Source organism: Zoogloea sp. LCSB751 (assembly GCF_002028455.1).
Lineage (GTDB): Bacteria > Pseudomonadota > Gammaproteobacteria > Burkholderiales > Rhodocyclaceae > Zoogloea.
The window spans coordinates 145,022-167,484 of sequence record NZ_MWUM01000006.1; the positions used below are offsets into that span (position 1 = coordinate 145,022).

The window sequence follows — 22,463 nt, forward strand, 5'->3', positions numbered from 1 at the left end:
ATGACGTTGTGCAAACTGTATGCCATTTGGACCCCACTCGCGCTTTGCAGAGACTGGATCGGCTCAAAAGACAGTGCAAAGCGACAACATCCGACATTCGTGCGACCCACCTGGGTAGCCGACAAACTAGAGGGGGAGTGGAAACGATGACCTATGAAGCGCAGATCAGCCGCGGTAATCCGACGGCATTCCTGTTCGTTGTGGATCAATCCGGCTCGATGTCCGACAAGATGTCATCCGGTAAGAGCAAGGCCGAGTTCGTCGCCGATGCCCTCAACCGGACACTGATGAATCTCGTCACCCGCTGCACCAAGGCCGAAGGCGTCCGCGACTATTTCGAAATTGGTGTTCTCGGCTATGGCGGCAACGAGGTTGGAAACGGCTTCTCCGGTGCCCTCGGTACGACGGTCCTCAACCCCATCTCCGCCATCGAGCAGAACCCGGTGCGCGTCGAAGACCGCAAGAGGAAGATGGACGACGGCGCCGGCGGCATCCTGGAGACCTCCGTCAAATTTCCCGTGTGGTTCGAGCCCAAGGCCAGCGGCGGCACGCCGATGCGTGAGGCCCTGACCCGAGCAGCCGAAGAGCTCGTCGTCTGGTGCGATGCCCATCCCGACTGCTACCCGCCCACGGTCCTGCACGTGACCGACGGCGAATCGACCGACGGGGACCCGGAGGAAATCGCCACGCACTTGGGCCAGATCCGTACTAATGATGGCGAGGTGCTAATCCTCAACATCCACGTCAGCAGTCTCGGTACCGATGCCATCCGCTTCCCGGCTGGCGAATCTGGCCTGCCTGACGCCTACGCCAAGATGCTTTTCCGCATGTCCAGCCAACTTCCCGCACATCTCATCGGGTTCGCTCAACAAAAGGGTCACACGGTCGGTAACGAGTCGCGCGGGTTCATGTTCAACGCCGAGGCGCCGGAAATCGTCGACTTCTTCGACATCGGAACGAGGGCTTCGCAGCTGCGCTGAGCCCTCTATGAGACTGCTGTTCGAGGGCAGTTGCCCCAAGGATCCGCTCGGTAGCGACATCAACGAAGACCGGCGCGTGTTCGATGCGGCGCGCGGTGCGCTGGCACTGTGCGACGGCGCCAGCGAGTCGTTCAACTCGTCGGTCTGGGCACAGATCCTGGCGGATAAGTTCGTCGCCGATCCCGCCGTAACGCCCGACTGGCTCGCCGGAGCCGTAGCCGACTATGTTTCGCGCCACGATTTCGAGTCCATGTCCTGGTCTCGGCAAGCCTCCTACGAGCGGGGCAGCTTCTCGACGCTGCTTGGCATTCAGCACATCCCCGGGAATCAAACCATCGAAGTCCTGGCCGTCGGCGACAGCCTCGCGGTGCTAGCCGACGGCGACAAACTTGTGGCCAGCTGGCCATTCTCCGATCCGGAACGCTTCAAGGAACGCCCGACACTATTTGCGACCCTTCCCGAGCACAATGGGTTCGTGTCCGATGCGGATTTCTGGACGATGCGAGGAAGGCACTTCGAGCTCGGTATGCTGACCAATCCGTACCTGGTTTGCGTCACCGATGCCCTGGGGGAATGGCTGCTGCGACAAACACAGTCAGGCGGCGACGGGCTAGCCAAGCTGCTCGCCCTGGCGACGGAAGAAGATCTGATTGCTTTGGTCGTCGAGGAACGGGCCGCCGGCCGCATGCGCGTCGATGACTCAACCTTGCTCATCGTAGCGTTCGATCAGGGAGGGGAGCCCGATGGCCTACCCCTCGTTTGAGCAGTACAACAACGCCTTCACTGCCCATCAGCAGTTGCTCTCCGATCCGGAGCTGCAAAAGGGGATCGTCACCACGACCGGCCTGGGCACGCCGCTGGCCATCAGCGGCGGCTTCGCCCTGACCTACACGATCAAGACCGGACCCAAGAAATATGCAGTACGGTGCTTCCACCGTGAGGCGCCGGGCCTTGAGCGACGCTACCAGGCGATCGCGCGCCGTCTCGCGCAGCTCAATTCGCCGTATTTCCTCGGCTTCCAGTTTCAGCCCCAAGGCATCCGCGTCGACGGCGCTCCTTACCCCATCGTCAAGATGGCCTGGGCGCAAGGGGTGACCCTCGGCGAATTCCTAGAGGACAACCACGGGAAGAAAGGCGCTCTGGCGAATCTGCCAAATTCGCTCCTGGCGCTCTCCCAATTCCTCGAAACGGAGCGTCTGGCGCACGGCGATATCCAGACCGGCAACATGATGGTCTCGGGTACTACCGGCGCGATCCAGCTCATCGACTATGATGGTATGTTCGTCGAGGACATTCGCGACCTCGGCAGCGCCGAACTCGGCCACATCAACTTCCAGCACCCGGACCGGAAGTCTAAAAATCCGTTTGGGCCGACGATGGACCGGTTCTCGCTCATCGCCCTCTGGCTGGCGCTCAAGGCCCTAAATGAAGAAGCGGGGCTCTGGGACAAAACCCAATCTGAGATGGACGCGATCGTGTTCCGGGCGAGCGACTACATCGACCCGTCCTCGTCGTCTGTCTTCTCGGAACTGATGCGCAGGCCGGCGCTGGCCAAGCATGCCCAGCATTTCGCTGCGGTGTGCCTGGCGCCTATCGAGAAAATACCTAGCCTCGAGGACTTCCTTGCCGGGAAGAACATTCCTGCTGGTGCCGTCCAGATCGGTGCCAAACCGCAGGAAGGTCGGCCGAAGCCCGGGTATATGGGCGCTTACGACGTCCTGTCGGGGGCAAGCTACGAGGCTTGCCTGCGCCGCGTCGGTGACAAGGTGGAGGTGGTCGGCAGCATCGTTGAGGTCAGGCAGGCCAAAACGACCAAGGGAAAGCCATACATCTTCCTCAATTTCGGGCTATGGCAGGGATCGATATTCAAGGTCTCGATTTGGTCCGAAGGGCTTGCGGCGCTATCCAGAAAACCCGATGACTCGTGGGCCGGCAAATGGATCAGTGTGGTCGGGCTGATGGAGCCGCCCTACGTGAACAAGAAGCTCAAATACTCGCACCTCTCCGTCAACGTGACGACCAATGGCCAGATGACCGTCATTACGGAAGCCGAGGCCAAATTCCGATTAACGCCCTGGTCAACGAAGAGCGCGCCGGCCAGGAGCTCCAACCAGGAAGCGCTCGGCAAGATCAAGGGGCAGCAGACGACGGCGCGCCCGCCGAGTAATGCACCTGCCGCCCCTTCTTCACCGAACAAAAACGTTCTGGACAATATCCGCAAGGCACAGCGCAGTGTGCAATCTCAGCCAACTGCAGCCCCCTCTCCGCCGAGTCCGAGTCCAAGACCAGCACCTCAGCCCCAACGACCACAGCCTCAACTCACGCAACCGGCCTACCAGAGCTCGTACCGACGACCTCCAGAGAAAAAGGGGTGGTTCGAGAGGCTATGGGACTGGATTTCCAAGTAGCGCGACAACGTCTGCTGGGACGTGAATTACTTTGATTCTGGAACCCATTAAGATAACGCCATAATTTGCAGGGCATTGCAGTTATTGGTGGATTCGCACCATCAATCGATAAACTCCAGGAGAAGTTGAAATGACGACAATTCCGTTTCTGATTAGCTTTGCTAAGCCTTGCCTCTCTCCCGGGCGCCCCAGTGTGAATACCGACTACGTTTATGACAAAACTGAAGACATGGTCCGATGGACCGGACATGCTGAGGCCCCGTTTGCCATCGACCAAGCAGGTACGGCTGGCCCAATGACTAAGAAAGCCGACGTCGAGAAGGGCGAAGATAATAAGGACCGACGGATGTGGCGCTAGGCAAGACTGATGATCCTCATCCTCTCAAACAAATGGGACATCACCGTTGACTTCGTCGTCCGTGAGCTCAAAGCCCGTCATGCCGAATTCGTACGGATCAACACGGAAGACCTGACCCAAGACGGAATCGTATTTCGTTTTCCAGGACCAAGCCTCTTGATTGGCAAAGGTACAAAGGTCCTGGATCTATCACGGGTAACTGCGATTTGGTGTAGGCGTCCCGGAAAGCCATTTGACTTCGTTCCCAGGGAACACAGGCCCTCGGATGCAATTCAGAAATTCGCGAGTGACCAGTGGTTCGCTTGTTTAGAGGCTCTGGAGCTTCTAAGCAATGTTCGCTGGGTGAACCCTCAAGCGGCGAGCGATCAGATGGAAAGTAAGCTCCGCCAACTTCAACTCGCCTCTGAATTGGGTTTTGACATACCCAGAACTATGGTCTCAAACCGAGGTGACGAAATCCGCGCCTTCTGCAAATCTGAAGGAGGCCGGATCGTTGCCAAAGCGCTCTACGCGCCGCTCATTGAGGAGCCGGAGCAAGACTTCTTCGTCTTCTCAAACGTCGTCACGTCAGCGGACCTGCTGGACAACGATGCTCTCTCTCTAGCACCTAGTATCTTCCAACAGATGCTATCACCCAAGATTGACTACCGCGTTACTGTGATTGGTGACAATGTAATCGCGGTTAGGATTGTCCCGATTGATGACGCCCGAGGAGAAGCCACTTTAGACTGGCGCACTCGAGAAGCAAACGTCAAGTTCGAAACCTCCGATATCCCCAAGCCGATCGAACAGCTATGCAGGGATTTTGTTACTCGGGCGGGACTCGTGTTTGGTGCGATCGACTTGGTCGAGCATGCTGGCAGGTTTTTCTTCCTTGAGATTAATCCAAACGGAGAATGGGGCTGGCTAGAGAAAACTGTGGGCGTGCCTATCAGCTCTGCACTTTGTGACGTACTCGTCGATGGGATGGAGCAATGAATTGGCGCATGTTCCTGCGACGAGCCTGGGAGTTCTTGTATCCCCCCTACGAGCTACTTCGTTATGGTCCAACTGGCGACTTAGAGCCTGAGGAGTCCACTGATATGCTGTTTCGGGGCAAGAAGTCAGTTGCTCAGGACGTACAGCAAAGCCACATGGCGATCGCGGAAGCTATTTATAAGAGCGAGATTGATCGCAAGAAAAATATTGAGGACAAAGCAGGAAACTTCCTTGCAGGCGTGGGCATATCCTCGAGCATCTTGATCGCGCTTCCGGCAGTATTGACCGAAAAAATCAATGCCCCGCTCTATCTGAAGGTGATGATGTTAACCATCTTCATGATCGCAGTCGGATATCTGGTGGTTGCCGCTATCTATGCAGTAAAGGTGCGGGCCCGAGCTCCACACTATGTTCTCAATTCTGCCAGCCTTGAATCTTTTGCACTGACCGCAACAGATTTCCGTCGACAGTGGGCTTTGCATCTCATCGATCTCGCCCGTCGGAACGAACCGTTGCTCATTCTCAAGGCAAATCAGTTGTACTTGGCCGAGAAGACGTTTTTACGGGGCGTGGTCGCAGCGAGCGTTGGCGGTCTTTTGCTTGGGATCTTCGCTATCGCATACCCGAAGGCCCAAGCCAACCCGACCGGAATGATGGATGCTTTTGGCGCTCAAGAGAGCGCAGTTCTGAGCTCCAGCATTGCAAGCTGTTTGAACTCGAATGCCAACTTGAGCCTGCAACTCGCTGCCGAAGGGAAGGCCGCAGGTGAACTCAAAGCCGAATTGGCTGCAAACCTCAAGACTGTCGCAGCCTTGAAGGCTCAACTTGAAGGGAGGAAGCTGGTCTCACAGCGGAATTCTTCGGCACAAGCATATCCGGCACATCCAAAGAAGGTTTCGCGAAAGTGTAGTTCCAGCTCTAAAGCAGAACCAATAGAAGGAAATCCCGCGGCGGAGAAGACAAGCTCACCTCCATCCTAATTGCCGTAAAAGGACCCAGCGGAGCAGATTGACTCTGCTAAGAACCTGCCGCGCTTCGCTTGCCTCCTGGCTCGTTTGGCTTCGCCAATCCGAGCCCAGGTTAAGTTCTTTGTTAAAGCCGGATATGATGCAAACTTAATTAATCATGAAGATCAGTAGTGAGCCGTGCCTGGTAAAGGATTATTGGAAGCGCTAAGGAATATTGGAGAATCCCAGTCCGAATTCGACCGACGTGTGCTCGAGGCCCTGCGCGAGCCGCTGGAAAGCGGCCACATCACGATTTCCCGTGCAGCCCGCCGCGCCGAGTTCCCGGCCCGCTTCCAGCTGGTGGCGGCCATGAACCCCTGCCCCTGTGGCTATCACGGCCACCCGGATGGGCGCTGCCGGTGTACGCCCGAGCAGGTCAGGCGCTATCGCCAGCGCCTGTCCGGCCCACTTCTCGACCGCATCGATCTGGTACTGGAAGTGCCGGCCCTGTCGGTCGCCGAACTACAGGCCAGCACCGGCGGCGAGAGCTCGGCGGTGGTGCGGGAACGGGTCGCCCGCGCGTGGTCTATCCAGCAGGCCCGCCAGAGCATGCCCAACGCGCGCCTCGACGCGGCCGGTGTGGAGCGCTGGTGCCGACCGGACGCCGCCGGCGATGCCTTGCTGCGCACTGCCATCGAACGCCTCGGCCTGTCGGCACGCGCCTACCATCGCATCCTGAAAGTGGCGCGTACAATCGCCGACATGAACGGCACCGACAATATCGGCGCCCCCCATGTGGCCGAAGCAGTACAGAGCCGCCGCGGCCCGGGGGAATTCACCTAAACACGCACAGGAGTTTCACGTGGCATCACCCCTCTCGTCCGGCATCCCCCGTGCCAGGAACTGGCGTCTGTGGCTGGCCGGCTTCCTCGTCCTGATCGCAGCCCTGGCAGCCGGCTACACCTGGCTGACGCTCAGCTGGAGCTACTCGTCCGGCGAACGGGCCGGCTACATACAGAAGTTCTCCCAGAAGGGCTGGCTGTGCAAGACCTGGGAAGGCGAACTGGCCATCGTCGCGATTCCCGGCAGCCTGCCGGAGATCTTCAAATTCACGGTGCGGGACGACAAGGTCGCCGCCGCCATCAACACCGACATGGGCAAGCGGGTCGCCCTGTCCTACGAACAGCACGTGGGCATTCCCTCCACCTGCTTCGGCGAAACCGGCTATTACGTGACCCGCATCCACCCGGTCGAGTAGCCCCACGGTGAGGGCCGCTCCCGTTGGGGCGAATTCATCCGCCCTCGGACCCAACGCAAGCGACTGAGGGCGAATGAATTCGCCCCAACAGGGATTCCCCCGCTGCATCGCCCCTCTTTTCCGGACACCCCATGCCCTATGCCCAGCTGGCAGCGCTGCTCGCGGCGCTCGCCACTGTCGGTCCGTTCTCGATCGACACCTATCTCCCAGCCCTGCAAGCCATCGGTACCGACCTGCGCGTCAGCCAGGTGGAAGTCCAGCAGACCCTCACCGCCTACATGCTGCCGATGGGCGCGATGGTGCTCTGGCACGGCGCCCTGTCCGATGCCTACGGACGCAAACGGGTGATCGTCATCTCGATGCTGCTGTTCACGCTGGCCTCGCTGGTCTGCGTATTCGCCGGCGGCATCCAGACCCTGCTGGTCGGCCGCGGCCTGCAGGGCATCAGCGCCGGCGCCGGCATGGTGGTCGGCCGCGCCGTGGTGCGCGATCTGATGGAAGGCCCCCGCGCCCAGCGCATGATGAGCCACGTCAGCATGGCCTTTGCCCTCGGCCCCGCCATCGCCCCCATCCTGGGCGGCTGGATCTTCAGCGTGTTCGGCTGGCGCGCGGTGTTCGTCTTCCTGGCCCTGCTGGGCCTTGTGCTGGCCAGCCTGTGCGCCTGGAAGCTGCCGGAAACCCACCCGCCAGCGGCTCGCCATCCGCTCCACCCCGGCCCGCTGGCGCGACGCTACGCGCAGGTCTTCCGCACGCCGGGCTTCCTGCTGCTGACCTTCGCCGTCGGGCTCAACTTCAACGGCTTCTTCATCTATGTGCTGTCGGCACCGGTGTTCCTGATGCGCCACCTGCATTTGCCCGAAACCGGCTTCGGCTGGTTCTTCATCCCCTGCGTGCTGGGCATGATGGGCGGCTCGGCCCTGTCGGCGCGGCTGGCCGGCCGGCTGTCGCAGGCACGCACCATCGGCCTCGGCTACGGGCTGATGCTAATCGCCACCGCACTCAACCTGGGGCTGTCCTTCCTGATGCCGGCCGGGCTGCCCCATTCGGTCGTACCGATCGCCCTCTACAACTTCGGCATGGCCATCGCGATGCCCAGCCTGACCCTGCTGGCGCTGGATCACTTCCCGGTCCAGCGCGGCGTTGCGTCGAGCTGCCAGAGCTTTCTGCAGATGCTGGTCGGCGCCGTCGCCGCCGGCGCCCTGGCCCCGGCCCTATGGGACACGGTGCCAGGGCTGGCCGCCGGCGCAGCCGGCTGCCTGTTGCTCGGGTTGGCCTGTTTCGGCCTGTGGTGGCATCACTTCCACCGCGGCAACAACGTAGCAAACAGCCCTTTCAGCGCCGACGACTGAAGCGCAGCGCCCCCAGCCCGGCCAGCAGCAAGGCCGCCGAAGCTGGCTCGGGAACCCGTCCGCCTGGGGGATTCGGGATCTGCGCGACGTCCAGGTTCAGGGCCGCGTTCTGGGCACCGAGATAAATACCGATCTCCTCGGGGGTCGGATTTGAATCGCTGCCGACCAGAGCCTCGTTGGTTTCGGGGTCGTAAAGACCGGCGTATTTGAAAAATTCGTAACGCCTGAGGATGGAGGCAGCATTCGGGCCAACCGGCACCCCGTAGCCGCTCTCCAGCTTGCCGGAGTCGGGATTTCCCGGATCCCGCTGCAGCAACTGCCACTCGACCTCCGTTTCCGCCTGTTTGACCTTCGCATTGTCGGCAACTAGTTCCTCGAGGCCGACAGCCTCCTCGAGTTCCGTCGTAAACACCTTGACCCAGATCGCCGGCCCGAAACGCTCTGGATCGACGGGGTCCGGCGCCACGATCTTCGCCTCCACCACCGGCGGTGCAGGCGGTTGGCCAATCGGCGCTGGCGGGGGCTGCACCACGTTCCAGGTCGGCGCCGGCAAGGTCACCGAGCCATTGGCCAGCACGCCGGCGACGGCCGTTTCGAGCAACCAGTTGTAGGTGACATTCACCGGATTGGCGCTGGTCCCCACCCCGAAATGATCGCAGGGCGTACTGGCCGAGTAGCCCACGCCACCGCCCGACCAGCAGTTGTCACCCGGTGTGATGAAGGTGCCGCTGGGCGTCCCGTAGTCCCAGTTGCTGCCGTCGAAGACACCCCGGTAGCTGACACGAGTGCCGAAAATGGCACCGATTGAATATTCCGTGATGGTCGGCGAACCGTAACGCACGACGCTGCTGGCCGGATCGAAACCGCGCCCGGTCGGGAAGCCCCGCCCCGCCCCGCCAAAGGTGTCGGTGATCTGCGAGGCATGCAGCCCCTCCAGCTCGATCTCGAAACCATGCGCAGTCTTGCCGGTATCGTTGATCACATCGAAATTGCCGAGCATGCCGATCACCCCGGCATGGGCCCCTGCGGGCAGCCCGGCTGCTGCAACGGCAGCCAGGCCCAAAGCCGACAAAACGCTTCTGTTCATGTCTCTCCCTCTACCCCTTACGCTGTTTTCAACGGGGAAGTCATCTTTCACGCCGGACTACGCCGAAAAGTTGACATCCGTAAGTGGTTATAACCACTCTCGCAGCTTAGCCAAGGGTTCGCCGTCCTGCCACCGCACAGACTCATCGACCGGAAGAAAGACGCCTCTTCAGCCCTTCGCCAACGCCCGCTCGGCCCAGAACAGCGCGGTGATGGTCTTGGCGTCGGTGATGCGGCCGTCGAAGACCGCCTCGCGGGCCTCTTCCAGGCTGAGGGTCAGGATCTCGAGAAACTCGCCGTCGTCCCAGGCATGGCCGACGTGCTCCAGAGCGGTCGCGAGGAAGATTTCGATGCGTTCGTTGGAGTAGCCGATGCACGGGTGCATCACGCCCAGGTAGCACCACTGCTCGGTAACGTAACCGGTCTCCTCCTGCAGTTCGCGGCGCGCGCAGTCGAGGATGTCCTCGTCGGGGTCGAGCTTGCCAGCCGGCAGTTCGAGGAAAGCCCGCCCGACCGGATAACGGAACTGCCGCTCGAAGACCAGGCGGCCGTCCGCCAGCACCGGGATCACCACCACCGCGCCCGGATGCTTGATGTACTCGCGCACCCCGTCCTTGCCATCGGGGAGCCTGACCTGGTCCCGGTAAACCTTCAGCAGGCGCCCTTCGAACACCACTTCCGACGACAACTGCGCCTCGTGCAGGGGATCCGTCATCCCATTCTCCTTCTTGCCAAGCAGATTGATAAAGGCCGAAGCATGGCATCCCGGACCTGGGGCTGACCAGCCCATCCGGCATAATCGGGCTTCAACCTTCATCGCACCGTCCCCGTGCCCGCTGACTTTCCCCACCTGCGCGACCACCTGCTCGACCCCAGCGGCGGCCTGGTGTATCACCTGCGCGCATTGCGCCAGCGCCACGGCCGCTGGGCAGCGTTTCATGCTGCGGTAGCCGCATGGCTCGATGCCTGGCAGGTTGCGGAGAAGGCGCTGGTCATCATCGGCCCCAATGCGGGCTACGCGCTGCCGGACGGCTTTCTGGCCCGCTTCGATCGCATCGTCGCACTGGAACCCGACCCCGTCGCCCGCCATCTGCTGGCCCGCCGCCGCGATGCCGCCGCGCTGCGCTTCGACCGGCTGGACTGCCTGCGCACACGGGACGGACTGGAGTTACTCGCCAAGCGCTTTCCGGACGCGGCCTTCCTGTTCTCCAACGTGCTCGGTCAACTCGCCGCCCCGACGGAGGACTGGTCCACGCTGCTCCAGCGCCATCTGGCCGGACGCAACTGGGCGAGCTACCACGACGTGGTATCGACCCTCGCCACGCCAGGCCGACGGGACGCACTGACCATCATGGAAACGGAAAACCTGGAGGCGACACTGGCGCGCTTCTGGCCGGGCCAGGCCATCACGGTGACGGACCACGCCACCTTCCGCCTCGGCGGCAGCGGCCCCTTTGCCTACGCTCCGTGGCCGATCGACGGATCACGCTGGCAACTGGTCGAATGGGCCGTCCATCAGGCTCAGGATCAGGCCCAGGTATTGACCCTGCTCCCCGACGAATCCCGCCCACCGGCGACGCTCAGGTAAAGGACGCTGGCCGGGTCGTCGTTGCCACCGCGGGTAGGCGGAGCACCGACCTGCTGGCTGGACGCATCCGCCAGATCGACGCGCGCCTCGCTCGCCATCTGGTCGGCCCGCGCCGCGATGCTGCGGTCCTGGGCGGACGGGTCGGCCGGCGCCAGCGCCGAGGCGCGGATCTGCTGGGCCTTGCGCAGCGTGTCCTGGGGCGTACGCCCCGGTGAGACGTCGATGCCGACCTCCCCACCGTTGGCGTAGCGCTTGCCGTCCGGGCCGGTTTCATAAGTGTAGCTGGCACCGCTGGTGACGACCCCGCCACCGGCCGCGATATGGGCCAGTTCGTGGGCCCACACCGCCCGGTCCCGTTCCTGCAGCCTGGCGACGACACGCTGGTCCGACTCGCTCAGCCTGCCGCTCGCCGCAACCTGCTTTTGCGCGGAAGACACGGCAACCCGTTCCTTGGCCTGCGCGGCCAAAGCCTGACTGAGGACAGCAAGAGAGGACGTGCCGATGGACGGAACGGACATGGGTAATGCAAAGGGAATCCCGTCCTTGAAGACTAGACGGCAAAACCCTCTGCGTCAGCCCCTATCCTTCACTCTCCCAGATAGGCAGCGCGCACCTTGGGATCGGCCAGCAGATCGGCGCCCGAACCGCTGAGGGTGATGCGCCCGGACTCCATCACGTAGGCCCGCCGCGAGAACTCCAGCGCCAGGTTGGCGTTCTGCTCGACCAGCAGGATCGTCACCCCCTCGGCGGCCACCGAGCGGATCACCTCGAAGATCTTCTCCACCACCAGCGGCGCGAGGCCCATCGACGGTTCGTCGAGGAGCAGCAGCCTGGGCCGCGACAGCAGCGCACGGCCGATAGCCACCATCTGCTGTTCGCCGCCGGACAGCGTGCCGGCCACCTGGGCCAGGCGCTCCTTGACCCGCGGCAGCATGCCGAAGATGCGCTCCATGTCGGCCTCGACGGCGTCCGTGTCGCGCCGGCAGTAGGCGCCCATGCGCAGGTTTTCCTCGACGGTCAGGCGCGTGAAGATGCCGCGCCCCTCCGGCACCAGGGCCAGGCCCTTGCGCAGGCGCTTGTGGGCCGGCAGCTTGTCGATGGCCTCGCCGGCATAGCGGATCTCGCCGCCGGCGGTGCCGAGGGTGCCGGCGATGGCGTTCAGCGTGGTGGTCTTGCCGGCGCCGTTGGCCCCGATCAGCGACACCAGCTCGCCCTTCGCCAGTTCCAGGCTGATGCCCTTCACCGCCTCGATGGCACCGTAGGCGACCTTGGTGTCGCACAGCTGGAGGATCGGCGTGTTCGCGTCGCTCATGCCGCCGCTCCTGCCTTGTGGGTGCCATGGCCGCCGAGGTAGGCGGAAATCACGGCCTCGTTCTTCTGCACCTCGGCGGGCACGTCCTCGGCGATCTTCTTGCCGAAATCGAGCACCGCGAGGCGGTCGCACAGGCCCATCACCAGCTTCACGTCGTGCTCGATGAGCAGCACGGTAACGCCGTCGTGGCGGATCGTCTGCACCAGTTCGCGCAGCTTGGCGGTCTCGGTGGCGTTCATGCCCGCTGCCGGCTCGTCGAGGGCCAGCAGCTGCGGCTCGGTGGCCAGTGCGCGGGCGATCTCCAGACGGCGCTGGTCGCCGTAGGAAAGGTTCTTCGAAACCGTGTCGGCGAAGCGCTCGATGCCGACGTAGCGCAGGAGTTCATAGGCGCGCTCGGTGATCAGGCGCTCCTCCTCCCTGGCCTGGCGGGTCTGCAGCAGAATCGAAAAAGGATTGGCGCGGGAGCGGATGTGGTGGCCCGCCATCACGTTCTCCAGCGCAGTCATGTCGCGGAACAGGCGGATGTTCTGGAAGGTGCGGGCGATGCCGGCCTCGACGACCTTGTGCGGCTTGCCGGTGGGCAACTCGGTGCCGCTGAAGACCAGCTCGCCGCCGTCCGGCACGTAGGCGCCGGTGAGCACGTTGAAGAAGGTCGTCTTGCCGGCGCCATTGGGGCCGATCAGGCCATAGACCTCGCCCTTGCGGATGGTCAGCGACACGTCGGACAGCGCCGTCAGGCCGCCGAAGCGCTTGGTGATGCCACGGGCTTCGAGCAGGGTGATCACTTGCCAGCCTCCTTGCCGACCACCAGCTCGGGGCGGGAATAGCGGCTGTAGGCGGGGATCAGCCCGGCCGGGCGCAGCAGCATCATGAAGATCATCGCCAGCGACAGCAGCAGCATGCGCAGCACTTCGGGATCGAGGATGACCTTGTCGAACAGCGCCTGCTGCACCGGGATCGCCACGTAGCGCAGCACTTCCGGCAGCGCGGTGAGGGCCAGCGCGCCAACGATGACCCCGGCCAGGTTACCCATGCCACCGAAGACGATCATCGTCAGCACCGCGATGGACTCCATCAGCGAGAAGCTCTCCGGCGACACGAAGCCCTGGAAGGCGGCAAACAACCCACCGGACACGCCGCCGAAAGTGGCACCCAAGGAGAAGGCCAGCAGCTTCATGTTGCGGGTATTGATGCCGATCGCCTTGGCCGCCAGCTCGTCGTCGCGGATCGCCGCCCACGCCCGGCCGACCCGCGACACCTGCAGGCGTTGCACCAGCACCACCGACAGCGCGACGAAGGCCAGGAAGATGTAGTAGTACTGGAACAGGGAGTTGACCGTGATTTCTTCGCCGATCTTCAAGGGCTTGGAAACATCCCAGCCGAACAGCACCAGCGGGTCGATCATGTTGATGCCCTGGGGCCCGTTGGTGATGTTGATCGGCTGGTTCAGGTTGTTCATGAAGATCCGCACGATCTCCCCAAAACCCAGCGTCACGATGGCCAGATAGTCGCCGCGCAGGCGCAGCGTGGGCAGGCCGAGGATGATACCGGCCAGCGCCGCGAAGCCGGCCCCGAGCGGCAGCACCAGCCAGAACGGCAGGTGCAGATCGAAATGAGGCGAGGCCAGGAGGGCGAAGGCGTAGGCGCCGACGGCGTAAAACGCGATGTAGCCCAAGTCGAGCAGGCCGGCGAAACCCACCACCAGGTTGAGGCCGATGGCGAGCATCACGTAGAGCATCGCGAAATCGAGGATGCGCACCCAGGTCTTGCCGAACAGCATGGCAATCAGCGGTGCGACAAAGGCCAGCAGGATCACCACCCCACGGGCTGCCGCCGGGTTGCGCTTCCCGAGCCAGGGAATGGCGAGGGCGAGTTCGTTCATGCAAAGGAATCCTAGTAAGCAATGCGCGCTGGGAGAGCCCCCGGGCCAGCCGCCGGGCCGTCCCAAGGCAGGCCCGCGCCCCCTCGGGGGGCAGCGAACGCAGTGAGCGTGGGGGTCGTCATCTCAGGCTCGATCAGCGACCCGCTCGCCCAACAGGCCGGTAGGCCGGAAGATGAGCACGATGCCGAGGATCATGAAGGCGAAGATGTCCTGGTAACTGGAATTCAGGAAGCCGAAGCTCATGTCCTCGATGTAGCCGGCGCCAATGGACTCCACCAGGCCCAGCACCAGTCCGCCGAGCATCGCTCCGCCCAGGTTGCCGATGCCGCCGAGCACCGCCGCGGTGAAGGCCTTGAGGCCGGGCATGAAGCCCATCGCGTAGTGGGCGATGCCGTAGTTGGACGAGAACATCACACCGGCCACTGCCGCCAACGCGGAACCGATGATGAAGGTGGCAGCGATGATCTTGTTGGTGTCCACGCCCATCAGGCTGGCCACCTTGTGGTTCTCGGCAGTGGCGCGCATCGCGCGGCCGAGGCGGGTTTTGTTGACGAGCAGCATCAACGCCATCATCAGCAGGGCCGACACCACCAGGATGGCGATCTGCACCGGCGTGATGAAGACCCCGGCCACCGGCTCCAGCGGCGTGGTGGACACCAGTTGCGGAAAGGTATGGTAGTTGCGGCCCCAGATGATCATCGCGATCGTCTGCAGCAGGAAGGAGACGCCGATGGCGGTGATCAGCGGAGCCAGCCGCGGCGCGTTGCGCAGGCGGCGGTAGGCGGTACGTTCGATGGTGTAGCCGAGCACCATGCACACCAGCACGGAGACCGAGAGGCCCGCGAGCAGCGTCGGCACCAGGCCGAGTTCGGGCGCGTGGGTCTGGATCAGGCGGATCGCCTCGAGGGCGACCAGCGCGCCGACCATCAGCACGTCGCCGTGGGCAAAATTGATCAGCCCGAGAATGCCATAGACCATCGTGTAGCCGAGGGCGACCAGCGCATACACGCTGCCCACGACGAGGCCATTCACGGTTTGTTGAAGGAGGGTTTCCATTAAAGGTGATGCACAGCAAAGTGAAGAAAGGGAAAGCCCCCCATGGGGGCGAATTCATTCGCCCCCAGACGTGAAACGCAGTACCGGCGCGGAGTGGTCAAACACAGCGCGCAGGGCGAATGAATTCGCCCCCACACATATGCCCCCGCACGGACTCGCCCCCACGGGGCTGGTGCCGAAGCGGATTACTGCACGGCCTCCCACTTGCCGGCCTTGAACTGGTAGACGGTGACCGCACCGTCCTTGATGTCGCCCTTGGCATCAAAGGCGACGGTGCCGATCACGCCGGGGAAATTCACCTTCGAGATGAAGGCACCGTACTTGGCCGGGTCAGCGCTGTTGGCAGCCTTCATCGCCTCGATGATCGCCGCGGTGGCGTCGTAGGAATACGGCGCGTAGATCTGCACGTCGGTGTTGAAGCGCTTCTTGAAGCGGGCATTGAAGTCCTTGCCGCCCGGCATCTTGTCCAGCGGCAGACCGGGCTGGGTGCAGTAGGCGTGGCTGCCGATCGCCCCGCCGGCCAGCTTGATGATCTCGCCGGTACAGCCGCCGTCGCCGGTGATGAACCTGGCGGTGATGCCAAGCTGCTTGATCTGCTTGAGCATCGGACCACCCTGGGTGTCCATGCCGCTATAGACGATCACGTCCGGGTTCTGGGCCTTGATGCGGGTCAGGATGGCCAGGAAGTCGGTGGCCTTGTCGCTGGTAAATTCACGCCCGGTCAGCGTGCCCCCCGCCGCCTTGACGGCCTTGTCCACTTCGTCGGCGAGGCCCTGACCGTAGGCCGTGCGGTCGTCGATCAAGGCGACCCGCTTGCCCAGCTTGGTGGCGGCGTAGCGGCCGATGGCCTGGCCCTGCTGCACATCGTTGGCGATGGTGCGGAAGGCGCCCTTGAAGCCCTGCTGGGTCAGCTTGGGGTTGGTGGAGGCCGGCGACACCTGCGGCAGGCCGGCTTCGTTGTAGATCCGCGAGGCGGGGATGGAAGCACCGGAATTCAGGTGGCCGATGACGCCCTTCACACCGCTGTCTGCCAGGCGCTGGGCCACCGTGGTGGCGGTCTTCGGGTCGGCCTGGTCGTCCTCGGCCTGCACCTCGAACTTCACCTTCTTGCCGCCCAAGGTAACGCCCTTGGCGTTGTACTCCTCGATGGCCAGGCGCACGCCGTTCTCGATGTCTTTGCCCAGGTGGGCCTGGGTGCCGGTCAGCGGCGCAGCGGTGCCGAGCTTGACGACTTCCTGGGCGTAGGCACCGGATGCACCAAGACCGAGCACGGCAAGGGCGACAAGGGTGTGTTTCATGCGGTTTTCTCCTCTGATTTATCTGGTGTGCAAAAACAAGCAACTTCGGGGCCGATCAGTTGCGGGGCTCCCAGCGCCCCGACTTGAACTGGTACAGGGTCACACCGCCTTCGCGGCTGTCGCCGCTGGCGTCGAAGGCGACATTGCCGGTGACTCCCTTGAAAGCGATCTTCTGCAATTGCGGCAGGTAACGCGCCGGCTCCGCGGAATTGGCCTGCTTCATCGCTTCGACCAGTGCGATCGTGGCATCGTAGCTGTAGGGCGCGTACAACTGGACCGGAATATTGAAGCGCGCCTTGAAGCGCTCGTTGAACTGCTTGCCACCGGGCATCCGCTCCATCGGGATGCCGGCCTTGGTGCAATACACGTCCTCACTGACCGCCGCACCGGAGATCTTGATCATCTCGGCAGTACACACACCGTCGCCGCCGAGGTACTTGGCGTTGATGCCGAGCTGCTTCATCTGCTTGAGGAGCGGCGCCCCCTGGGCGTCCATACCGCCGTAGAAGATCGCATCGGGTTGGGCCGCCTTCAGCTTTGTCAGGATGGACGCAAAATCGGTCGCCTTGTCGGTCGTGAACTCCCGCCCCACCAGCGCCAGGCCACGGCGCTTGAGGCTGTCCACCACCGCATCGGCCAGCCCCTGGCCGTAGGCGGTACGATCGTCGATGACGGCAATGCGCTTCGCCTTCAGCACATCGGCAGCGAAACCGACCATCGCCGCCCCCTGCTGGAGATCGTTGGCGATAACCCGGTAAGTCGTGCGGTAGCCTTGCTGGGTCAGCTTGGGACTGGTGGACGACGGTGTGATCGCCGGGATACCGGCCTGTTCGTAGATGCGCGAGGCGGGAATCGATGCTCCCGAGGTAACGTGCCCGACCACCCCCTTCACGCCGGCATCGGCGAGGCGCTGGGCCACCGTGGTGGCGGTACGCGGATCGCCCTGATCGTCCTCGGCAAGCAGCTCGAAACGCACCTTCTGCCCACCGAGCACCACACCCCTGGCGTTGGCGTCATCGAGGGCCAGCTGGGCGCCGTACTGCTCGTCCTTGCCCACATGGGCGATCGGCCCGGTCAGCGGGCCGGCGAAACCGATCTTCACGACCGTGTCGGCCCATGCCCCCGTACCGGCCGACATCGCCAGACCAGCCAGGACCCACATCATCGCGTTCCGTTTCAACAGTCCATCCTCCGCCAAGTTCTTCGTGCCAGAATCGACCGGCAAGCCCCGGTCGCACTGGGGAAGGATTGTAACCAAGCCCGGCCGCTTTAACCGGAAACGGGCAGATATGGAGCCCCCGATGCGCCAACTGATCGCCCTTTTGCTCGGAACCCTGGCCGCTCTCGGCCTGGCCGGCTGCGACGCCGCCAACATGACAGACCTCAAGCCCGGCGTGTCCACCGGCTACGACGTGCGGGCCAAGCTGGGGCAGCCCGGCATCGAGTGGCGCAACGAGGACGGCAGCGTGACCTGGGAATACACCCGCCAGCCCGAGGGCACCGAGTGCTTCATGGCCACCATCGGCCCGGACAACATCCTGCGCAGCCTCGAGAACGTGCTGACCCCGGAGAACTTCGCGCGAGTGCAACCCGGCTGGACCCGCGACCAGGTCCGCCGCCTGCTCGGCAAGCCGCGCAGCATCCAGAAATTCGCGCTGAAGAAGGAAGAAGTCTGGGATTGGCGCCTGCCTCCGGAATTCAATGCGGCGATTTTTTTCAATATCCATTTCGACCAGCATGGCGTCGTGACCGGTACCAGCCGCAGCACCGAGGTACGTGGATAGGGATAAAGCTATATGAAGGAAATGGTTTTTTTGGAAAAATCGGCCATCATGTGACGATAGCCCTTCAGCATTGCAACCCAGATCCGTTATAAACGCGCACTGTCCCTGCCCCGGAGCCCCCCGTGCGCAACAACCAGCCTGTCACACAGAACGAATACGCCATCCCCGATGGAGCGGCGATCATCAGCCGCACCGACCGGGACGGCAAGATCACCGACTGCAACGGCGAGTTCCTCGCCGCCAGCGGCTTCAGCTACGCTGAGCTCATCGGTCAGCCGCACAACATCGTCCGTCACCCCGACATGCCCTCCGAGGCTTATCGAGACATGTGGGACACCCTGCTCCGCGGCCGCCCGTGGAGCGGCATCGTCAAGAACCGCCGCAAGAACGGCGACTTCTACTGGGTCAAGGCCACCGCCACGCCGCTCGCCGATGGCTCCGGCTACATGTCCGTGCGCATCAAGGCCACCCGCAGCGAAATCTCGGGCGCCGAAGCCCTCTACGTTCAGATGCGGCGCGACCCCTCCATCCGGCTGCAGGAAGGACGCCTCGCCCCCCACGGCCTGGGCGCACTGGCGCAGCGGGTCGTACCGGCCCTCGGCATCAGCACCCGCATCTATCTGCTCACCGCCTTCGTGGCAGCCATCGGCGCCGGTTTCGGCACCGTCGGGCTCAACCATGCGGCTCAGGCCCGCGATGCGCAGAAGGGCAGCCAGGCCGCTCACGCCGACATTGCACAACAGGTATCGGCCCTGGGCGCTCAACTACGCGCCGGCGGCAGCGCCGATACCGGACCACTGGATCAACTGGACGTGGCCCTGCGACGCCAAGGCGAGACGTCCCAAGCCGAAGTCACCCGCGCCGAAGCCCGCTACCAGACCTTCCTGCAACTGTTCGTCGGCCTCGGTGCCGTCGGTCTGGTGGCCGCCGTGCTGGGCGCCACCGCGCTGACCCGCCGCCTGCGTCAGTCCATCGAGGCCGGCAAGGGCGTTGCCGAGGCCATCGCCGCCGGCAACCTGCTGCAGCCATTGCCCCACGCCGGCAACGACGAACTGGGCGCCTTGATCGTCCATCTGGCCGTCATGCGCAACAACCTGCACGAGCTGATCGCCTCGATCCGCAACCAGGTCAACGCCCTGCTCACCAACGCCCGCCAGCTCAGCCAGACCGCCGGTGACACCCACCGGCTCGCCGAAGAACAATCCGAATCGGCCTCGGCGATGGCCGCCGCCGTGGAGGAACTGTCGGTCTCCATCGACCACATCGGCGACCACGCCCGCGAATCGCGGGAACTCTCGGAAGGCTCCGGCAGCCAGGCCAGCAGCGGCGCCGGCGTCATCGCCGCCGCGGCCGGCGAGATGCGGGCGATTGCCGAATCGGTGAACGTGTCGGCCAGTTCGGTGCGCGACCTCGAAAGCCTGTCCGGCGACATCTCGATGATCGTCGGCGTCATCCGCGACATCGCCGACCAGACCAACCTGCTCGCCCTCAATGCGGCCATCGAGGCCGCCCGGGCCGGTGAATCGGGGCGCGGCTTCGCGGTGGTGGCCGACGAAGTGCGCAAGCTGGCCGAGCGCACCGCCAACTCCACCGCCGAGATCACCTCCATGATCGAGCGCATCCAGAGTGCGACCCGCGGTGCGGCCGACGACATGGAGGCCGGCGTCACGCGGGTGGCCCGCGGCGTTTCCCTCGCCGACGAGGCCGGTGCCACCGTCGGCAGCATCCAGGACAGCACCCAGAGGGTGCTCGCCTCGGTGGCCGGCATCACCCTGGGCCTCGAGGAGCAATCGACCGCCGCGCGGGACATTGCCCAGCGGGTCGAGCGCATCGCCGGCGCCTCCGAATCCAATGCGGCCAGTGCTGCCACGCTGACCCGTGCGGCGGGCGAACTGGCCGAACTGTCGCGCCAGCTGGAAGTAGTGTCGGGACGCTTCCGGATCGCCTGATGGAACAGCGGGTGCTCCAGCGTGCACATTGCATGGAGCACCTGTATCGAATATGAACACTTCGCCAGCCTGCCCATCGCACTGCACAAAAATTAAACAGATCCACCAAGCCACTGATAAACAAGGCGTTTGACCTCATAACCGGGACTGATCCGGTGCTGGCATGACCCCTGCTGAATAAGGTTCAGCGCTGCACGAAGCGTTTTCGAACCGACACCAGGAGGAGATACCCATGCTGTACGCACTGCCCGGCTCTGCCGACGCCAAGGTCCAATACAAGTCCAAGTACGACAACTTCATCGGCGGCAAGTGGGTCGCTCCGGTCAGGGGCGAATACTTCGATGTCATCACCCCGATCACCGGCAAGGCCTACACCCAGGCAGCCCGCTCCGGCGCCGAAGACGTGGAACTGGCCCTGGACGCCGCCCACGCTGCCGCCGACAAGTTCGGCCGCACCCCGGCCGCCGATCGCGCCAACCTGCTGCTGAAGATCGCCGACCGCCTGGAAGCCAACATCGAGAAGCTGGCTTACGCCGAAACCGTCGATAACGGCAAGGCCATCCGCGAAACCCTGAACGCCGACATCCCGCTGGCTGTCGACCACTTCCGCTACTTCGCCGGTTGCCTGCGCGCCCAGGAAGGCGGCATCTCCGAGATCGACGAAAACACCGTCGCCTACCACTTCCATGAGCCCCTGGGCGTCGTCGGCCAGATCATCCCCTGGAACTTCCCGATCCTGATGGCCGCCTGGAAGCTGGCCCCCGCCATCGGCGCCGGCAACTGCGTGGTCCTGAAGCCGGCCGAGTCCACCCCGATCTCCATCCTGATCCTGGCCGAGCTGATCGCCGACCTGCTGCCCCCGGGCGTACTGAACATCGTCAATGGCTACGGCCGCGAAGCCGGCATGCCGCTGGCCACCAGCCGCCGCATCGCCAAGATCGCCTTCACCGGCTCCACCGCCACCGGCCGCGTGATCGCCCAGGCCGCCGCCACCAGCCTGATTCCCGCCACCCTGGAGCTGGGCGGCAAGTCCCCCAACATCTTCTTCGAAGACATCATGGCGGCCGACGATGCCTTCCTCGACAAAGCTGTCGAAGGCATGGTGCTGTTCGCCTTCAACCAGGGCGAAGTGTGTACCTGCCCGTCCCGCGCGCTGATCCAGGAGTCGATCTACGACCGCTTCATGGAAAAGGTGCTGGCCCGCGTCAAGGCCATCAAGCAGCTCAGCCCGCTGGATACCGACAGCATGATGGGCGCCCAGGCCTCCCAGGACCAGCTGAACAAGATCATGTCCTACATGGAAATCGGTCGCCAAGAAGGCGCCGAGTGCCTGGTCGGCGGCGATCGCACCCACATGAACGGGGACCTGGCCGGCGGCTACTACATCCAGCCGACCCTCTTCAAGGGCCACAACAAGATGCGCGTGTTCCAGGAAGAGATCTTCGGACCGGTGCTGGCCGTGACCACCTTCAAGGACGAAGCCGAAGCCCTCGAAATCGCCAACGACACCCCCTACGGCCTTGGCGCCGGCGTGTGGAGCCGTGACGGCAGCCGTGCCTACCGCATGGGCCGCAACATCAAGGCCGGTCGCGTATGGACCAACTGCTACCACGCCTACCCGGCCCACGCCACCTTCGGCGGCTACAAGGAATCCGGCATCGGCCGCGAAACCCACAAGATGATGCTCGACCACTATCAGCAGACCAAGAACCTGCTGGTCAGCTACAGCCCGAACGCGCTGGGCTTCTTCTGATTCCAGAGCTTCACGAGTAAGGCAAGGTGTTACGGGGCGGATCTCTCGCCCCGTTTTTTTCGCCCTCAGGAAAGCACGAACATGACCGAACGCATCGTGGCCACCGACGCCGCCAATCAATACATCGACGAACTGCGCGCAGAACATGGTCCGCTGATGTTCCTGCTGTCCGGCGGCTGCTGTGACGGCAGCGTGCCCAACTGCTACAAGGTCGGCGAGGTCGTCCCCGGCCAGACCATGCTCAAGCTGGGCGCGGTCAATGGCGCGGATTTCTACCTGGGACACCAGGAATTCCAGTACTACGAGAACAGCCAGCTGACCCTCGACGTGCAGCCGGGCAACGGCGGCGACTTCTCCCTCGACTGCGGCCGCGGCAAGGCCTTCTTCACCCACTCCCGCCCGTTCACCGACGACGAGCTGCCCAGCGTGCGCCCCGTCAGCACCGACTGAAAGCGGGACGAAAAAAAGCGCCCCCGC

General features: G+C 63.5%; 22 protein-coding genes. 13 read left to right on the plus strand and 9 right to left on the minus strand.

Going from position 1 to position 22,463, the window contains the following annotated elements; genetic code table 11:
• The first annotated feature begins 146 nt into the window (after nt 1-146).
• From B4920_RS09110 to B4920_RS09150, 8 genes are all read left to right on the plus strand, one after another.
• Complete coding sequence (locus B4920_RS09110) at nt 147-980, plus strand: vWA domain-containing protein (protein ID WP_079434324.1); 834 nt, start codon at nt 147-149, stop codon at nt 978-980.
• A 7-nt stretch (nt 981-987) separates the two neighbouring features.
• Nucleotides 988-1,743 (plus strand): hypothetical protein, encoded by a 756-nt coding sequence (locus B4920_RS09115; protein WP_079434325.1) that lies wholly within the window; start codon nt 988-990, stop codon nt 1,741-1,743.
• Nucleotides 1,724-3,388 carry a serine/threonine protein kinase gene (locus B4920_RS09120; protein WP_079434326.1) on the plus strand — a complete coding sequence of 555 codons (1,665 nt, stop codon included), beginning with the start codon at nt 1,724-1,726 and terminating at the stop codon, nt 3,386-3,388. The genes B4920_RS09115 and B4920_RS09120 overlap by 20 nt, the downstream gene beginning before the upstream one ends.
• A 367-nt stretch (nt 3,389-3,755) precedes the next feature.
• Nucleotides 3,756-4,724, plus strand: coding sequence for a hypothetical protein (locus tag B4920_RS09130; RefSeq protein ID WP_079434328.1), 969 nt, complete (start codon nt 3,756-3,758; stop codon nt 4,722-4,724).
• A 104-nt stretch (nt 4,725-4,828) separates the two neighbouring features.
• Nucleotides 4,829-5,704, plus strand: coding sequence for a hypothetical protein (locus tag B4920_RS09135; RefSeq protein WP_139379471.1), 876 nt, complete (start codon nt 4,829-4,831; stop codon nt 5,702-5,704).
• Between the two features lie 165 nt (nt 5,705-5,869).
• The gene (locus tag B4920_RS09140) at nt 5,870-6,514 is read left to right on the plus strand and encodes an ATP-binding protein (protein WP_079434330.1); all 645 of its coding nucleotides are present in this window, start codon (nt 5,870-5,872) and stop codon (nt 6,512-6,514) included.
• Nucleotides 6,515-6,533: 19 nt separating this feature from the next.
• Nucleotides 6,534-6,929, plus strand: a complete 396-nt coding sequence (locus B4920_RS09145; protein ID WP_254050886.1) for a hypothetical protein — start codon at nt 6,534-6,536, stop codon at nt 6,927-6,929.
• A 131-nt stretch (nt 6,930-7,060) separates the two neighbouring features.
• Nucleotides 7,061-8,278, plus strand: a complete 1,218-nt coding sequence (locus B4920_RS09150) for a multidrug effflux MFS transporter (protein ID WP_079434331.1) — start codon at nt 7,061-7,063, stop codon at nt 8,276-8,278.
• Here B4920_RS09150 and B4920_RS09155 read toward each other — a convergent pair.
• Both B4920_RS09155 and B4920_RS09160 read right to left on the minus strand, forming a co-directional pair.
• Entirely contained in the window at nt 8,262-9,365 is a 1,104-nt protein-coding gene (locus B4920_RS09155; RefSeq protein ID WP_079434332.1) for a PEP-CTERM sorting domain-containing protein, read from the minus strand. The two genes, B4920_RS09150 and B4920_RS09155, sit on opposite strands and share 17 nt — an antisense overlap.
• Before the next feature lie 168 nt (nt 9,366-9,533).
• The gene (locus B4920_RS09160; RefSeq protein ID WP_079434333.1) at nt 9,534-10,079 is read right to left on the minus strand and encodes an NUDIX domain-containing protein; all 546 of its coding nucleotides are present in this window, start codon (nt 10,077-10,079) and stop codon (nt 9,534-9,536) included.
• A 114-nt stretch (nt 10,080-10,193) separates the two neighbouring features.
• Here B4920_RS09160 and B4920_RS09165 point away from each other — a divergent pair, with 114 nt between their 5' ends.
• Nucleotides 10,194-10,952 (plus strand): hypothetical protein, encoded by a 759-nt coding sequence (locus B4920_RS09165; protein ID WP_079434334.1) that lies wholly within the window; start codon nt 10,194-10,196, stop codon nt 10,950-10,952.
• Here the strand turns inward: B4920_RS09165 and B4920_RS09170 are convergent.
• From B4920_RS09170 to B4920_RS09200, 7 genes are all read right to left on the minus strand, one after another.
• Entirely contained in the window at nt 10,892-11,470 is a 579-nt protein-coding gene (locus B4920_RS09170) for a putative metalloprotease CJM1_0395 family protein (protein ID WP_079434335.1), read from the minus strand. The two genes, B4920_RS09165 and B4920_RS09170, sit on opposite strands and share 61 nt — an antisense overlap.
• Before the next feature lie 68 nt (nt 11,471-11,538).
• A complete protein-coding gene (locus tag B4920_RS09175) occupies nt 11,539-12,264 on the minus strand; it encodes an ABC transporter ATP-binding protein (RefSeq protein ID WP_079434336.1) in 726 nt (241 codons plus the stop codon).
• Nucleotides 12,261-13,049 carry an ABC transporter ATP-binding protein gene (locus tag B4920_RS09180; RefSeq protein ID WP_079434337.1) on the minus strand — a complete coding sequence of 263 codons (789 nt, stop codon included), beginning with the start codon at nt 13,047-13,049 and terminating at the stop codon, nt 12,261-12,263. Before B4920_RS09180 ends, B4920_RS09175 begins: the two co-directional genes overlap by 4 nt.
• Nucleotides 13,046-14,146, minus strand: coding sequence for an ABC transporter ATP-binding protein (locus tag B4920_RS09185; protein ID WP_079434338.1), 1,101 nt, complete (start codon nt 14,144-14,146; stop codon nt 13,046-13,048). Before B4920_RS09185 ends, B4920_RS09180 begins: the two co-directional genes overlap by 4 nt.
• A gap of 123 nt (nt 14,147-14,269) precedes the next feature.
• Nucleotides 14,270-15,202 carry a branched-chain amino acid ABC transporter permease gene (locus B4920_RS09190; protein WP_079434339.1) on the minus strand — a complete coding sequence of 311 codons (933 nt, stop codon included), beginning with the start codon at nt 15,200-15,202 and terminating at the stop codon, nt 14,270-14,272.
• A gap of 185 nt (nt 15,203-15,387) precedes the next feature.
• Nucleotides 15,388-16,500, minus strand: coding sequence for a branched-chain amino acid ABC transporter substrate-binding protein (locus B4920_RS09195; RefSeq protein WP_079434340.1), 1,113 nt, complete (start codon nt 16,498-16,500; stop codon nt 15,388-15,390).
• Between the two features lie 55 nt (nt 16,501-16,555).
• The gene (locus B4920_RS09200) at nt 16,556-17,662 is read right to left on the minus strand and encodes a branched-chain amino acid ABC transporter substrate-binding protein (RefSeq protein ID WP_254050893.1); all 1,107 of its coding nucleotides are present in this window, start codon (nt 17,660-17,662) and stop codon (nt 16,556-16,558) included.
• A 139-nt stretch (nt 17,663-17,801) separates the two neighbouring features.
• On the opposite strand from B4920_RS09200, the gene bamE reads away from it, so the two are divergent.
• From bamE to B4920_RS09220, 4 genes are all read left to right on the plus strand, one after another.
• On the plus strand, nt 17,802-18,284 hold the full coding sequence (gene bamE / locus B4920_RS09205) for an outer membrane protein assembly factor BamE (RefSeq protein WP_079434433.1): 483 nt from the start codon (nt 17,802-17,804) through the stop codon (nt 18,282-18,284).
• A 122-nt stretch (nt 18,285-18,406) separates the two neighbouring features.
• Complete coding sequence (locus B4920_RS09210) at nt 18,407-20,233, plus strand: PAS domain-containing methyl-accepting chemotaxis protein (protein ID WP_079434342.1); 1,827 nt, start codon at nt 18,407-18,409, stop codon at nt 20,231-20,233.
• Nucleotides 20,234-20,465: 232 nt separating this feature from the next.
• Nucleotides 20,466-21,986, plus strand: a complete 1,521-nt coding sequence (locus B4920_RS09215) for an aldehyde dehydrogenase family protein (protein WP_079434343.1) — start codon at nt 20,466-20,468, stop codon at nt 21,984-21,986.
• Between the two features lie 81 nt (nt 21,987-22,067).
• The gene (locus B4920_RS09220; RefSeq protein ID WP_079434344.1) at nt 22,068-22,436 is read left to right on the plus strand and encodes a DUF779 domain-containing protein; all 369 of its coding nucleotides are present in this window, start codon (nt 22,068-22,070) and stop codon (nt 22,434-22,436) included.
• Nucleotides 22,437-22,463 lie beyond the last annotated feature (27 nt).